We start from the raw sequence: 15,519 nt of genomic DNA, 5'->3' as shown, positions 1-15,519 counted from the left end.
AATAAAATTACAAAAGTTAACAACACCTCTGATCTTTCTTACCTATTTATTAATATCTTACTTTTGGAAACAACTGTCAACGACTTTTTTGCAAAAAAGTCAAAATAGGCATGAATTTAATATTACGTACCTGTTATTGCTCGACTTATTTTCTGCTGAGGCCTATTTTTCATACCCTTTGATTATAGCATATTTTGGGCAGACGGAATTATTTTTTTAGCATCATCTGAATGTGGGCAGCGGCTTTGGCAACGGCGACAGGATTAACATCCGTCTGAATCCCATTGCGGGAGGCAAATTGCAGCACTTTTTCGGTGGCCACATTCCCCGGCGCACGCGTTCCAGCCGCCGATTTGGCATAAGGACAACCGCCAATCCCGGCAATCGCGCTGTCCACCACCCGGATTCCATAATCGCGCAGAGCAATTTCGATATTATCGATCGCATGGCCATAAGTATCATGGCAATGCATCGCCAGTTTCGATCCTGGAATCTTGGGCGTAATAGTATCCAACAACGCCTTAGTTTTGTCCGGCGTCCCCACCCCGATCGTATCGCCCAATGAAATTTCATATACGCCCATTTGATACAGCGCGTCTGAAACCTCGGCGACTTTCGCTGGGGCGATATCGCCTTCGAACGGGCAGCCCATGACGCAGGACACATAGCCGCGCACATCGATCTTATTGGCCTTGGCTGCTTCCATAACTGGGTTCAGCCGTTCCAAGCTTTCGGCAATGCTGCAATTAATATTTTTCTGCGAGAAAGTTTCCGATGCAGCAAGGAACACCGCAATCGTTTTTACCCCAGCCGATACCGCGCGTCCCATGCCCTTCATATTCGGCACCAAAACCGAATACCGCACGCCAGGTTTTTTATCAATCCCCGCAAAAACTACGTCGGAATCGGCCATTTGCTTTAATGCCGGACCAACGAACGATCCCACTTCAATATGCGAAAAACCGCAATCATTCAAATGATGAATCAGGCTGATTTTATCGGCGGCTGCAACGATTTTATCCTCGTTCTGCAATCCGTCGCGCGCGGTGACATCGACAATTTGAATGGATCGTGGAAACGCCATTAGCTTGCCGCTTCGATTGCAAGCAATTCGACGCCTTCCGATACTTGCTCGCCGACTTTATAGAAAATTTCCTTAACCTTGCCGCCGGATGGCGCCTTGATCGTATGCTCCATTTTCATGGCTTCTAAAATCAGCAAAGGCTGGCCGCGTTCGACATTTTGATTGGCGGAAACCAAAACCTGCACCACCTTGCCCGGCATCGGCGATTGCAAACCGCCGGCATGGCCGCGATGATCGGCCGCTTCGGCAAAACGGTGGAATTTGCAGTGGCCGGTATCGCCATTATACATAATCCAATAATCGTCATTTTGTGTAACGACAACCGCCTCGGTTTTATGGCCATTCAGGGTAAAACAAACGCCATCGTCACAAAATTCCGTATGGGCAATTTCAAACACGCGGCCGTCAATATGAAAACGACAGATGTCACCGGAAAATTCACATTTAACCGTGGTTGGCGCCTCGCCTGCCTCAAAATAGAAATAACTTTCGCCGCCGCCCGATAAACGCCATCCCATCGGTATTGTGCCGCAAGAAAATTCCCGCATACGGTATAAACACGCCAGCGCCATAGTAACATCAGCCAATTCGCCAGTTGGCTTATAAAATAAATTGGCGCGGTGCTTGGCGATGAAATCAGTGCTGACCTCGCCTTTGCCAAAGGCAGAATGCGCCATGATCGTGCGCAAAAAACCAAGATTGGTCACAAGCCCAGCGATTTTCACATCACGCAGCAAATGCTGCATTTGCGCGATGGCTTGGCCGCGTGTTTCCCCCCAAGTGATCAATTTTGCGATCATCGGATCGTAAAATGGCGTGATCGTATCGCCCGTTACCACACCCGTATCACAACGAACATGACGTGATGCAGACGGAAATTCCAAATGGCGCAACGTACCAGTCGCAGGCAGAAAATCTTTGTCTGCATCTTCGGCATATAGGCGCACTTCGATCGCGTGGCCATTGATCGATAGATCTTTTTGATCGAATCCCAATTTTTCGCCCGATGCCACGCGCAATTGCCATTCGACCAGATCTTTGCCCGTGATCATTTCCGTCACCGGATGTTCGACCTGCAGACGCGTGTTCATTTCCATGAAATAGAAATTGCCATCCTCGCCCATAATGAATTCCACCGTGCCAGCGCCCGAATAATTCACCGCGCACGCAGCATCGACCGCCGCCTTGCCCATAGAAGTACGGGTTTTTTCCGGCATATGCGGCGCCGGCGCTTCTTCGACTACTTTTTGGTGGCGGCGTTGAATCGAACAATCACGTTCGAACAAATATACGGTATTGCCAAAATTATCGGCGAAAACTTGAATTTCGATATGGCGCGGACGAACCAGATATTTTTCAACGAGCAATTTCGGATCGCCGAACGACGATTGCGCCTCGCGTTGCGCGCCTGCGACCGCGGACTCCAAATCGGCTTCCGATTCCACAATCCGCATGCCTTTGCCGCCGCCGCCTGCCGTCGCTTTTAATAAAACCGGATAGCCGATTTTGGCGGCTTCTTTTTTAAATGTTTTGATATCTTGATCTTCGCCATGATATCCGGGAACCACCGGAACCTTCGCCTTTTGCATCAGGGCTTTCGCCGCGGATTTCGATCCCATCGCGCGAATCGCGGATGCTGGCGGCCCGATAAATACAAGACCCGATTTCACACATAAATCGGCAAAATCGGCATTTTCAGATAGGAACCCATAGCCAGGGTGAATCGCCTCCGCCCCCGTTTGCTTGGCAGCGGCGATAATTTTGTCTTTGATCAAATAACTTTCCGCAGCCGTCGTACCGCCGAGGCGTACCGACTCATCCGCCATTTGCACATGTTGGGCATTGGCATCGGCATCGGAATATACCGCAACGGTTTTCACGCCCATCTGGCGCGCGGTGCGAATAATACGGCAAGCAATTTCGCCACGATTGGCGATTAGAATTTTTTTGAACACGATAATTCACCAAATTGAAAGTGGAATCATACCGCCATCCCTTTCCAACTCCCACAAAAAACCGGTGAAAAAAGGGAATTATATTCAGGCTTGACCAATCGACCGATAGTATTCTATAAGGAAACAGTAGGGTATAGATGACAAGAATAACACCAATCGATCATGCCGTTATTGCCGGTTTGGGCGACGGCCAACGCGGCCTGTTAACGGCTATTTTCTCCCGCAGCAGCGTAACGGAAATCGACCAGGCGCAATTTGAAAAACTATGCGTTGGATTGGGTTTCCAGCATGTGCGCGATGGCCATAATTTTAAGGTTTATGATACCAATGGAATTGTTCTGACGAAATACCACCCCAAAGGCGGACGTATTACCATTGTAGATCCTGGCGCGTTGAAAAATTTCGCAATCGCCTTAGCCGTTACCGGTTATATCACCGCCGACACTGCTGAAAAATTTGATCTGAAGAAATACAGGGATCTTCTGGAAATCGGAAAAACACGGACGGATTTTCTATCCGGCCTCGGATTCGTGAATCTGACCGATGCCGAAGAACCTGAACCAGCCACTGCTGTCGACCGCCATATTCATTTGCCTGTTCTGAATGAACTTACGACACATGATAAATCCTGCCCCACTATTCCCATCGGGTTGCGATTGCGCGGGTACGATTTAGCCGATCTTTCTACACCCGAGGCGCGCCAACAAGCGGAAACCGGCTATGCCCTGGCATTAACCGGGTTATTATTGTTGCCGCCCATGGAATACGAAAACCATAGTGGATATTGGAATAGTATCAATCAATTGATGCAAGAATTGGCCGGTATATTGCGCTTGGGTGCGAGACCAGTTTTCAGCCCGACAGAATTGGCTATCCTGGACAAGATATTGGAATTTGGAATCCGCCCGGATCAAAAAAACTTTGCTCAACCTTATCGCCGGGATACAACCATTATCGACATCCGCGCCAAAGCTTTGCGTCAAATCACCGGAATAACGGCCGACAGCGATGTGGGTGAAGCATTCGGAAAAGTAAAACATTTGCTGCGCAAAAACATGCGCGCAATCTTGGAAGCGCACGGTTTGTATCAACACCAGGCGCAGCGCGCGGATATAGCGCAACCGGCCCTGCCCACCGCAATCATCCAAGCCGCCACACCCCCCTTGGATGCGCCAAAAATGCCGCTCATCAAAGATGTTCTGCCGAAAGAACGGGTGCTGTTATACGATATCGATATCCATCTGGCCGAAGATCCAGCCACCGATCCTTTTGCCGACTTGCGCAAGCCATTTCCAACGCAATACATTCCATTGGCGCAAACTTTGGTACCGGGTTTAGCAATTCCGCCGGGTTTTTTTATCCGATCATCCTATTTAGAAAACCTTATCAAGGGTAAAGACAACGCTATCGTGACGGCAGCCCACGCCATTGCGCTCGCCTTTTTCCCGCATGGGTTTGCAAATATATATAGCCATAAACATACTCAGTTTCCTTTATCCTTCAGTATAGAAGATTGGGCGATGGCGTATCGTCTTATGACATTCGATCCCCATGGACCTGACAGTTTCGCGGCACACGCCGCAAGGCCCTTTTCCGCACCGATACAATTCAATGATTTATGTGCAGCGGCCAAAGCGTCCGGATACGGAGTCTGCGTTAGCGATAGACAAATGAAGTTTTTGTATCTTGTACTAAAGTACAGTGTTGACGTTTGCATCCAGACAGCGCTGAAACCTATTTACAGAAGAACTTATCGCACAGTTTCCCTGGCACACGCGCAGATTACAGGTCAAGCCCACAACCGGGAAGAAATTGACCGCGCCAATGCTTCTATTTCTTCCTGGTCGCTGGAAAATTGGGTTGTACCGAAAGGCTATGCAATTCCGAGACATGTTTTACAGCAAATATTCGCGCCTGCACCTAACAAGGATGCGGTGATGGATTTATACGATTGCATGGAACAAATTCTAATACCCCAGCAGATGAGACGGCCCCAACTTACTGCCTATTCGGAACATAGCCTGGCTTCTTTAGCAGTACTTGCGAAATTGCTGCAAATGTCTTTGGAAATGAGGTCTATCGCATCAATACAAGCTTTTTTGGAAGAGCCTTTCGCGGAAACCTGCGATCTAGGCAAAATCGCGGCGTTAGCCAATAGAAATGGCTTATACTACACTCCCGATCCCCAAAAGTTTACGGCCCGTTATACCAGCACTATCGATAGCCTTATACGCGGCACCAGGGCAGAACATATGGCCCGGGTAAAACGCATGCAGTCTTCTAGGCCTAGTAAATAGGATTTAAATACTACGCCCGTTTTTTCAACCATTTTGGCGCGCGTTTTTCCAAGAATGCGGAAATGCCTTCCTTGCCTTCGTGGCTGGCGCGGATTTTGGCGATTTGCTGCGCCGTCCATTCGATCAATTCAGAATTGTTTTTGCCCGACTGCACCTGGCGGATTAAATATTTGCATGCCGTTTGCGCGCCGGGTCCGCATTCCAATAACGCATCGACAATTTCTTCGACCGCGCTATCGAGTTCATCCGCATAACATAATTGATGCGCAAGCCCCATATCCAATGCGCGTTCTGCATCAAATCGTTCACCGGTTAAGAAATAACGCCGCGCATTGCGCGCACCGATGGCCGATACCACATAAGGCGAAATCACCGCCGGAATAAGGCCTAAACGCGCCTCGGACAATGCAAATTTGGCATCATAAACCGATACCGCAATATCGCAGCAAGCGATCAGCCCAACGCCGCCGCCAAACGCCGATCCCTGAACGCGCGCAATCGTGGGTTTGGTCATTTGGTCCAACGACGACATTAATTCGGCCAGCAACCGTGCATCGCGCAGATTTTCTTCTTCCGAATAACCGGACATCTTTTGCATCCAGCCCAAATCCGCGCCGGCCGAAAAACTTTTGCCATTCGCGGCCAGAATGACGACCCGCACATCCGAATCGGCATTCAATTGTTTTACCGCCTTTGTAAGATCGGCAATTAAACTTTCATCAAATGCATTGTGCACATCCGGCTTGTTCATCGTAATGGTGGCAATGCCGGGGGAATCTTTGGAAATTAAAACGGAATTGGTCATCGCAATCTCCTACATTCTAAATACGCCGAATCGTGTATCGTCCCACTGAGCGTTCAGCGAGGCTGAAATTCCCATCGACAACGCCATGCGCGTGTCGGTTGGCGATAAAATACCGTCGTCCCACAAACGCGCGGAAGCATAATAAGGATGGCCTTGATTTTCATATTGCTGGCGGATTGGCGATTTGAATTGCTCGGCTTCGGCGGCGGTTGGTTTTTTGCCTTCGGCCTCTGCCCTGTCCGCGCGGATCTGCCATAACACATTCGCCGCTTGTTCGCCGCCCATAACGGAAATCCGCGAATTCGGCCACATCCATAATAAATTCGGGTTAAAGGCCCGCCCGCACATTCCATAATTGCCAGCGCCGAACGATCCGCCAATCAGCACGGTAAATTTCGGCACATTGGCGCAAGACACTGCGGTCACCATTTTCGCGCCATCTTTGGCGATGCCGTCATTTTCATATTTGCGGCCAACCATGAATCCGGTGATATTTTGCAGGAACACCAATGGAATTCCGCGCTGACTGCATAATTCAATAAAATGCGTCGCCTTTAACGCGGCTTCGGAAAACAGAATGCCGTTGTTGGCGATAATACCGACCGGCATACCCATGATATAGGAAAATCCGCAAACGATGGTCGTGCCATACAGCGCCTTGAATTCATCGAACCGGCTGCCATCGACGATACGCGCAATGATTTCGCGGATATCGAACGGCTTGCGCGTGTCTTTGGGAATAATGCCAACCAATTCCGCCGGATCGTATTTCGGCAATTCCGGCGAGATACGATTTAATTTGGTTTGCGGCGAACGGTTTAGATTGCCAACAATATTGCGGGTGATTTCCAGCGCATGACGATCATGATCCGCCATATGATCGGCAACGCCCGACGTGCGGCAATGCACGTCCGCGCCGCCCAGATCCTCCGCCGTAACAACCTCGCCCGTCGCGGCCTTGACCAGTGGCGGGCCGCCCAGGAAAATAGTCCCTTGGTTTTTAACAATCACCACTTCGTCCGACATGGCGGGAACATAGGCGCCGCCTGCGGTGCAAGAACCCATCACCACCGCTATTTGCGGAATACGTCGGGAAGACATGCGCGCCTGGTTATAAAAAATACGGCCGAAATGATCGCGGTCTGGAAACACGTCATCCTGCATCGGCAAAAACGCGCCGCCCGAATCGACCAGATAAATGCAAGGCAAGTTGTTTTGCGCGGCGATGTCTTGCGCCCGCAAATGTTTTTTCACCGTCATCGGGTAATAGGTTCCGCCCTTAACCGTCGGATCGTTGGCGATGACGACCGATTCCTGGCCATTGACGCGGCCAATGCCGGTAATGATACTGGCGGCGGGCACATCATCTTCGTACATATTATATCCGGCAAAGGCGCTGAATTCTAAAAATGCCGAGCCGGGATCGAGCAAATGATTGATCCGGTCACGCGTGAGTAATTTGCCGCGCGCAGTATGTTTTTTGCGCGCGTCTTCGGATCCGCCCAGCTGAATCCGCGCCAGTTTTTCGTTCATATCGTCAATCTGCGATTGCATATGCGCGGCGTTGGTTTTGAAATCTTCGGATTTTGTATTGATCTGGCTGGATAAGGTTTTCATGCGGGTAATCGGGATAAGGGCTGGATATAGGAAAGCGGCCCTTAAGATGCCTTAAAATAAGCCGGATTCCAAGGAGATTTAGAGTGCGGGGCAATATGTGGAGAAATATATGGATAGGAGTGTGTTCAGGCTTTGAAATCAAGGTTTCAGAAGTATCAACCCATTTTTCTTAAATCAGCAAAATCTGCATCGTCATTGGCGGAACCAAATAACCCCGCACTCTTGTCATGCAGATACAGGCTTACAAAACAGGAATTCTGCAAACCAGTTGGCACATTAGGCACTTTCCCAGCACGCACTAATCCAAAGCTTTTTTGTTGTTTACCCGGATAAATCTCAGCAGCTGGAAATTGTTCATACAATAAGGATTGACCAGCAAGTTCTTCCAATAAATAGGTAACGCATAATTGCTCCGTGGTTGGACTGCCAAGAGCTTTTCTTCTGCCTAAAAATAAATTAACATCATACATAACAGCTTCACGGAAATTTTTATCGACCGCGAATGCGCTTTCAAACATATGCAGATACCTTATAAACTTATGATTATATTTCCATGCATCCCACCGCAGAATGCAATATGGAATCTTGAAATTGGATAATATGTGATATGATTCTTGCAGCCACTGATCGCCCTGAATATGGGCTTTCAATCTGGCATCGTTTTCCGACAATTTTAGATCCGCCATGTGATTATACCGATGCAAAGTATCGGTAAGATCGACGATGCAATCTTTAAAATTATCATTAGCCCATTCTACCAATGCCGCCAGACGATCACCTCTGTGATTATTGCTATCTAGACTTACGCCCAATACACAGCGATTATATAAGGCGATTTGATTTTTTGACGTTTTAATTTTGATTTCGAACATTCTGCGCCTCAATATGAAATGTCCGCATCGCTGTGCGTCGGTTTCTTCGATATATTCCAAATAAATTCAAACGCTCTTCGATTTTCTTCAGCAATGTTTTTCTCAGAAACAACTACAACACGAGGTGTTTCCATCCAACTAACCAAATAAGCGACTTTATCCGCATACACTAGCTTTACGTCACCCTTGGAAAATAAACTTTTATGCATCCATCTATATTCTGAAAGGTCACCCATTATGTATGTGTCGCCTTCCTCCAAAAGAAAGCGCATCTTAATGCCTTTTTTTCTTAGAAGACGCGTTTTCTCAATAACCTCATCCGTTGATCTTTTTTCAGAAGCAGAACTGAACAGAATTTCTTTTTCTCCTTTAACATTCAGGTCTTCAAAATCTTCCAGCAATTTTAGATAGCAATTTTCACCTTCATAAATTTGTACCAAATCCGTTTTGAGCTTCACACCACTGCCATCCGTAAAAATTACACCCGCCTGCTCCAACGATGATTTGATTTTCTCGGCGCTAGTCGTGCGCAATTGCGATTCGCCCGTTTCGGCGCGAGCAAGCGCGGGGACGGAAATCCCCGTTTGTTCGGCCAGCTCCTCCCGCGACCAATTCAGCAAAGCGCGCGCGGCGCGTATTTGTTTGGCGTCTATCATGTTTTCTGCATAACAAGATATAAAACATATTGCAAGAACATATAAAAAATATCGTCATTTTTTATTTTTCTGGATGGAATATTATCATTATATATCAATAATTTGTGTATAATACCATCTATAAAAGGCATAAAATATATCGTTATTAGATATTTTTTCTATTGAATTAACTTTTGATTAACCTTATGATCCTATTCTCTCGTTGCCAACAACGGGAACTAAGGGACTAGAGATGGATTACGCGAATCAAAATACCAAACCAAATTACGCGATGATGAGCGAAGAAGAAATTTATGAGTATTTGGAAATTAAATATGGCCCCTATTTTGCGCTGAACGTAGTTGAAGAAATGCGCAAAGTACAAAAAGCGGCCTAACGGAGTTAAGGGAGCGAGATATGCCAGCACAACAAAATAAAACCAATGCCAACACCAAAGGCAAAAGTCAAAATTTAGCCGAGGCGATGGAAGCGGAAATCCGCTTGCTACGTTATTGGATGCTGCAAACTTTGCAGAATTATAAATCCTGGCGCGCGGAAATGAACAATGACGGCGCATTGCCGGCAAAAAAAATCGCCAATATGCAAAGCAAAGTGCAGGGATTGATCAACCAATCGTTGCGCGAATACCGCCGCAAGCAATCGTTGTTGCAGAATTTGCTAAAAAAACAAAATTATTTTAACGACCGGGAAATTCAATATTACCGCATCGAAAATCATTTCGGCGCGGGCGTCGCCGCCATGTTCGCGAACGATAATTATGCCTAACGCCATATTAGCTGCCTCGCCGCGCATTGTACTACTTAAAAAGTATTAATCTTTAAGCATAATTATAATTACGCAGATCCACCATTTTTGGATTAAATTTGCTTTTAAAATAATGAAGGCTTTCGGTTTCAGACCCACCTATATTGACAGCAAGGCATCCGGTCTGCACCAACGCGCGGCACATTTCCACCATCATAAATTCGCTTAATCCTTTAATGCTTTTGTCAACAATCAAGGCCAGAGAATTAGCCGGACTCCCCGGTTTCCATGGCATTTCCCAGTGAATAAACCCCGCGATAGATTCTTCTGTTAGAGCGATTAAGCCGAAATTTCCCGGCATTCGTTCCATAATATTTAATAGCCCTTCATATCCATCATGCGCTTCCGGGCGATGCCATTGTTGAATCAATTCTCTCATGCGATCTTTATGCGCAGCCGGATTGTAAGCCTCAATTCTACAAATCGTTCTAGCGGCTCTATTATAATTGTTCTTTACATCCTCTAATAACCTGCCGCGCAGTTTTCCAACATACGCAGTATCCAGTATGCAGACTGGGTAACGCCAATCTAAGAATAGTTCCTCATCCATAACTGCATTGAGATTAGAATTTGCGCAAACGGCTAGTCTTGCAGCTTTTAATCGGCTGTTACGCGGAACATGATGTAAAACTTGATGCTCTAGATTTGGGCAATATCCATTAGGATAAAATACCAACAATTCGTCTTCTAAGTTAGGATGCTTAGCAATTAAAGCCGCTTGCCCATCCTGTTCCAACACCCATAAACCTTTTCTTCCGGTAAACAAATAATATGTAGGCGACAATTGATAACTGTCGTTGTTATTGGCCGCTTTCAGAAAGTCGAAATTTTCTGGCCCTAAGGATACGATTTGCTTTAGCTTTCCGGATATATGCATCATTTTACAAGCCTTTAGGCACGGCGCAGTTTTGCCATGCGAAATCCAGCAGTTTCTGCATAGCCATGGCAAATCCTTTGTTTTGAATGATAACGATTTGCTCCGGCGGCCCCCAATCCACAAAGGCGATTTTATCGCCATAAACTTGGATGGGTACATTCTCAAAATATTGTTCTGCTATCCACCGATAGCTGTATGAAGGCGCTATAAAAGTGGAATCGCCTTCTTCAACAATCAATTTTTCTTTAATATTCGCTTTCAATAAGCGTTGAATATGTTTTTCCAAATATTCATAATCCACACTATCGATGCTTTGTGTTTCCTTGACGCCGGTAATATAGACACACGCATTTTCCCGAGCCACAAGGGTTGCATACACATCATCCAGCAATTGCCGATTGGCGTATTCGCCGGTTAAGGTCGTTATTAAATTATTTTTCTTGCGCACGCCAGAACCCGGCAAAAATTCGATGCCTGCTTTTTCAAAAGCTTCTTCTATAACAATTCGGGTATTTATACGGGGTTGAGTATGCCCACGCTCTACATTTTTGATGGAATCCTTGCTCAAGCCGGTAATTTTGGCCAAATCTTCGATTGTCCAGTCCAACAAGGCGCGTGCGGCGCGGATTTGAGAAGCATCCAAAGTCATAGTCTTACCCTGCTTTGTTTTAGAAGGCCTGAATCCCATTATCAAGATAAATCATAAAAAAAATGAATATTAGTAATATTTTTTATGATTTCTATCTATAAATTAACCATTCATTAACCATTTAGGCCTATTTTACCCCTCGTAACCAACAAAAATTAATATTTAGGGAGAGCTTTTTATGAACCAAGAATTCGCCGGGCCGGGTTTTTATTTTGTACCCGCCAATCCGCGCCAGACAAAAATGCTGATTTGCGCCATGCGCGCTGAGATTCAATTGCTGCGGTATTGGATGTTGCAAACTTTGCGGCATTACAGAATGTGGCAAGCGGAAATGCCGGTTGCGGGATTCGGCGCGAAAAACATCGTCGATATTTCCGAGGCGATCCCGCGCCTGATCGCCAAGGCGTACCGCGAATACCGCCGCAAGCAATCGTTGCTGCAAAATTTGCTAAAAAAACAAAATTATTTTAACGACCGGGAAATTCAATATTACCGCATCGAAAATCATTTCGGTGCGGGCGTCGCCGCCATGTTCGCGAATGATAATTATGAAAGCTAAGGTTAAATACTCCCAATAAAAAAGCCCGGATTAAACCGGGCTTTTTTTATTCTATCTAATTGTTAGTCGCAACAGCGCGTGGCTCTGGCTCTTGCTGCTGCCGTCGCCGTCGTGGTGCTTACTTTTGGCACACCGCGAACTTCTCCCTCGCCGAAGAAACAAACACGAGTTTCGGAACCAAATTGATTTTGACCACCAGTCAGAGTCCATGTCGCAACCACATCTGGATCGATTTGGCCGCATTCGTAATCATTAAAAAGCGGAGTTTCGCCATTTTGCGCCAACGTGCCGTAATTACCAAATACGAAAGTGATTTCTTTACCGACATTGGCATCGCCAATATCGATAATCATATCGACGCCCTCTTGTGTAATGTCATTATAACCTGAACCTACTGGAAATGGTTTTCCATCTTTGTCCAGGACATACACAATACCAGGCTGGTTAGATGCAGGGGAAATAATGGTAATAAATCGACTATTTGCAACGCCAGTAAAGGCAAATAAATTATCGCCAGTAACACTGTACTCAATTCCGTCAATTTCGCGGCCGGTCATTCTTTCCGATGTCGCAAAAGCGGTGTTGTCGCTGCCATGTTGTTCCCAAATATCTGCATTCGCTTGTGTGCCGAAAGCGGTGGCCGCGGTAAAGGCGGCAATCATTCCAAAATTTGCTCGGACCATTTTTCTCTCCACGAAAAAAGTAGTTTTTGAAGTAAGCATTTATAATCCACTTACCATTTGGTTGGCAAAATGATTCTTAGCCATCCTTGCAATTATATTGCTAATTTTATTTCATATTAGTATAATTATATTATAATCATACGATAGTATTAATTATTCGTGCGCACATATAAAAAGGCCTGGGTTTCACCCAGGCCTTTTGAATCAAAATTTGATCTTTATCGATTAGCGGCGGCGACGCGCGGCCAATAAACCGCCAGCCATAGCCAAGGTCAACACACCCGGAGCTGGAACACCGGTAATGCCAGTAATTTCGTATACGCGAGTTTCGACGCCAAATTGATTCTGACCCCCTGTGCCATTCCATGCACCCATAAACAATGGATTAATTTGTCCAGAGCTTCCAACGTCATACAAATCCGATCCATTGCTGAGTGGAACCATACCATAATTAGCAAAAACTAGGGTAATTAGTTGACCAACATTCTGAGCACCAATATTCATAGTCATATTTATGCCTGTTTGATCCACGTCATTATAACCAGAACCTACTGGTAATGGATTACTAAACATGTCAAACCCTGCAAACATACCTGGTTGGTTTGAAAAACCAGAGGTAACAGTAATATACTGACTTGTTGCACGAGCCGTAAATGCCCACAAATTGTCCCCCGATATATTTACTTGAACACCAGTAACATTTCCTGTCATCATTTCCGATGTGGCAAAACTAGTGTTATTGGTACCCTGATGCAGCCAAATATCCGCGTTGGCTGGCACAATACCAAAAGCCGTTACCGCGCCCATAGCTGCAACAGCGGTTAATCCAAAATTTGCTTGCGCCATTTCTCTCTCCCTTAGAATTCTATAGATATATGTTTAGCCAAAACGGCTTTTAAACACAAGTCCGCTTTTGGCCAAAAAACAGACAAGATATGCTTTTTCATACCTTAGTACTACAATTACAATAAATAATAACATTAAATCAATATATTGTAATTTAATTACTAATATTTTTATCCGATGTTTACTGCCGCTTAACCATACTGAGTAACAATAAGAGGATGGGGAAAAAGGTTTTGTTCAACCCACTTTAATTTTTTGGGATGAGCGAGGGTTGTAAACGGTGCAAATTTTTAAATCACAATCTGGCTTTATTGGCGGGGCATATATCGCCACTCTTGTCGCGTCGGTCGCGATGCTGGGCACGCTGATCACGCTGACCGCTGGCCTTGCGCAGAAAGTAGGCACCACACAAAGCGATTTAAATACCAAAAAGAACATAGACCGATTAGCGGAATATATTCTTGCTAACAAGATTAGCAATATTGATGGGGATCGTTATCTTGAATTGCCGCGCATGTATTACACCAAAACTCAACCTAATCCAGAAGGTGATACGCAGCAGTGGGAACAATCTGCTATGGGTTTTATAGAACCTCTATTGACAACTATTAACAATCAAGAAGTAGATTTGCGAGATACCATCGGAAAGGATGCTTACGGTAGAGACTTCCGAATTTGTTCTATCAATCTTCAAGATATAGTACCACCATATGTTGCTAATGGACGGCGCGAGGTTCAAGCTAATACAACGCTGCTTATGAAACAATCTGTATTTGCAATTATCAGTTACGGACAAAACGGTACGCCTGAGTATACCTGCAATTATGCTTTGAATGAAACCCCCGTGAACGGCAGCGACGACCAAATTAGACTTATCAAATACGGCGAAGTGTTGGAACACGCCAATGCCAATCGCCGCGCTTTGTTGCATAACGGCGTTCCGACCTGTACGGCCTTGCAAACTTTGGAATACACCAATGTGCAGGATGGCGATGGCAATGCCACCGGAGAGCATAGCTGGAACTGCCGCGACAATTACATGAATTTTGTGAATCAGGATTATTCTTCGCATGGTTTACGCCGCTGTTTGGATTCACAACGCCTGGCTTTGAATGCCGATGGCACTTTAGGTTGCCGGGTTGTCGATCAATTGGCCAATCAAGTGCCGGAGAATATCAATATGGGCCGTTTGGCCGCCGGCATCTGTTATCGCGGGTACGCCATTGGCGCGTTATCGAGCGTGGCCAACGACAATTACAGTTTCCGGTGTGATCGTCTTTCTTCGTATGGCGATGAAATTGGTCCGCCAAGCGTAAGCTTATCCATTCCGCTGTTGGCAAGCAGCTGCGATTTCCAAGCATCCGGCGGACAATTCAAAGCCTTGTACCAAAGCCGCGATGGCACCTTGCGTTGCCTCGGCATGCCAAGCAGCTTATTAAGCGGCAGCAATTGTTCCGGACGGCCATACATCGTATTCGATCGCGGAAAATTATTCTGTTTTGCCGGGAACTTAAGTTTCGAGGTCAAGCAAACCTGCCAGCCAAATCAAATATTGGAATTCCAGACGGTTACTAACAATACGCAATGTTTGGAAAGCAATAACACTCAAGAACCGCGCAATTGGATCATTCCATATAGCGATACCCGTACATCTTGCAGAGCGGGTGATTTTATCATGCACGACGGCACCAATTATGTATGCCTGGATAGGTTTGAATTATTGACAAGAGTTACGCCCAGCAGTTCTTGCAACGGACACCAAATGGTCAGTTGGGATGAAACCAACAAGAAATTTAAATGTATATATAGGTAAAT

The 15,519-nt window shown here is 46.1% G+C and carries 14 protein-coding genes; 4 read left to right on the top strand and 10 right to left on the bottom strand.

The genetic code is table 11. From position 1 onward, the window contains the following. Nucleotides 1-208: 208 nt before the first annotated feature. A complete protein-coding gene (locus tag EYC62_08060; GenBank protein ID TAH32682.1) occupies nucleotides 209-1,084 on the bottom strand; it encodes a hydroxymethylglutaryl-CoA lyase in 876 nt (291 codons plus the stop codon). Beyond that, the gene (locus EYC62_08055) at nucleotides 1,084-3,039 is read right to left on the bottom strand and encodes an acetyl/propionyl/methylcrotonyl-CoA carboxylase subunit alpha (protein ID TAH32681.1); all 1,956 of its coding nucleotides are present in this window, start codon (nucleotides 3,037-3,039) and stop codon (nucleotides 1,084-1,086) included. The genes EYC62_08060 and EYC62_08055 overlap by 1 nt, the downstream gene beginning before the upstream one ends. 137 nt (nucleotides 3,040-3,176) lie before the next feature. On the opposite strand from EYC62_08055, the gene EYC62_08050 reads away from it, so the two are divergent. After that, nucleotides 3,177-5,336 (top strand): hypothetical protein, encoded by a 2,160-nt coding sequence (locus tag EYC62_08050; protein TAH32680.1) that lies wholly within the window; start codon nucleotides 3,177-3,179, stop codon nucleotides 5,334-5,336. Between the two features lie 10 nt (nucleotides 5,337-5,346). On the opposite strand, the gene EYC62_08045 is transcribed toward EYC62_08050, so the two are convergent. From EYC62_08045 to EYC62_08030, 4 genes are all read right to left on the bottom strand, one after another. Beyond that, nucleotides 5,347-6,141 carry an enoyl-CoA hydratase/isomerase family protein gene (locus tag EYC62_08045; GenBank protein TAH32679.1) on the bottom strand — a complete coding sequence of 265 codons (795 nt, stop codon included), beginning with the start codon at nucleotides 6,139-6,141 and terminating at the stop codon, nucleotides 5,347-5,349. A 9-nt stretch (nucleotides 6,142-6,150) separates the two neighbouring features. Then, nucleotides 6,151-7,758, bottom strand: coding sequence for a methylcrotonoyl-CoA carboxylase (locus EYC62_08040; protein TAH32678.1), 1,608 nt, complete (start codon nucleotides 7,756-7,758; stop codon nucleotides 6,151-6,153). Nucleotides 7,759-7,913: 155 nt separating this feature from the next. Further along, nucleotides 7,914-8,630: a tRNA-dependent cyclodipeptide synthase gene (locus EYC62_08035; protein TAH32677.1), complete on the bottom strand. Its 717-nt coding sequence runs from the start codon at nucleotides 8,628-8,630 to the stop codon at nucleotides 7,914-7,916. Between the two features lie 8 nt (nucleotides 8,631-8,638). Then, a complete protein-coding gene (locus EYC62_08030) occupies nucleotides 8,639-9,286 on the bottom strand; it encodes an XRE family transcriptional regulator (GenBank protein TAH32676.1) in 648 nt (215 codons plus the stop codon). 396 nt (nucleotides 9,287-9,682) lie between these two features. On the opposite strand from EYC62_08030, the gene EYC62_08025 reads away from it, so the two are divergent. After that, the gene (locus EYC62_08025; GenBank protein ID TAH32675.1) at nucleotides 9,683-10,051 is read left to right on the top strand and encodes a hypothetical protein; all 369 of its coding nucleotides are present in this window, start codon (nucleotides 9,683-9,685) and stop codon (nucleotides 10,049-10,051) included. A 52-nt stretch (nucleotides 10,052-10,103) separates the two neighbouring features. On the opposite strand, the gene EYC62_08020 is transcribed toward EYC62_08025, so the two are convergent. Together EYC62_08020 and EYC62_08015 are read right to left on the bottom strand one after the other, a co-directional pair. Further along, a complete protein-coding gene (locus tag EYC62_08020) occupies nucleotides 10,104-11,126 on the bottom strand; it encodes a DUF2156 domain-containing protein (GenBank protein ID TAH32674.1) in 1,023 nt (340 codons plus the stop codon). After that, a complete protein-coding gene (locus tag EYC62_08015) occupies nucleotides 10,972-11,655 on the bottom strand; it encodes an XRE family transcriptional regulator (GenBank protein TAH32673.1) in 684 nt (227 codons plus the stop codon). The genes EYC62_08020 and EYC62_08015 overlap by 155 nt, the downstream gene beginning before the upstream one ends. A 139-nt stretch (nucleotides 11,656-11,794) precedes the next feature. Between EYC62_08015 and EYC62_08010 the strand changes: the two genes are divergently transcribed. Continuing rightward, on the top strand, nucleotides 11,795-12,175 hold the full coding sequence (locus tag EYC62_08010; protein TAH32672.1) for a hypothetical protein: 381 nt from the start codon (nucleotides 11,795-11,797) through the stop codon (nucleotides 12,173-12,175). 62 nt (nucleotides 12,176-12,237) lie between these two features. Here EYC62_08010 and EYC62_08005 read toward each other — a convergent pair whose 3' ends face one another. After that, nucleotides 12,238-12,858, bottom strand: a complete 621-nt coding sequence (locus EYC62_08005) for a hypothetical protein (GenBank protein TAH32671.1) — start codon at nucleotides 12,856-12,858, stop codon at nucleotides 12,238-12,240. A gap of 225 nt (nucleotides 12,859-13,083) precedes the next feature. Further along, nucleotides 13,084-13,704 carry a hypothetical protein gene (locus tag EYC62_08000; GenBank protein TAH32670.1) on the bottom strand — a complete coding sequence of 207 codons (621 nt, stop codon included), beginning with the start codon at nucleotides 13,702-13,704 and terminating at the stop codon, nucleotides 13,084-13,086. Nucleotides 13,705-13,984: 280 nt separating this feature from the next. On the opposite strand from EYC62_08000, the gene EYC62_07995 reads away from it, so the two are divergent. Beyond that, nucleotides 13,985-15,517, top strand: a complete 1,533-nt coding sequence (locus tag EYC62_07995) for a hypothetical protein (protein ID TAH32669.1) — start codon at nucleotides 13,985-13,987, stop codon at nucleotides 15,515-15,517. The last annotated feature ends 2 nt before the right edge of the window (nucleotides 15,518-15,519 follow it).

The organism is Alphaproteobacteria bacterium (assembly GCA_004295055.1).
Lineage (GTDB): Bacteria > Pseudomonadota > Alphaproteobacteria > SHNJ01 > SHNJ01 > SHNJ01.
This window is presented reverse-complemented; position numbering and strand designations above follow the sequence as displayed.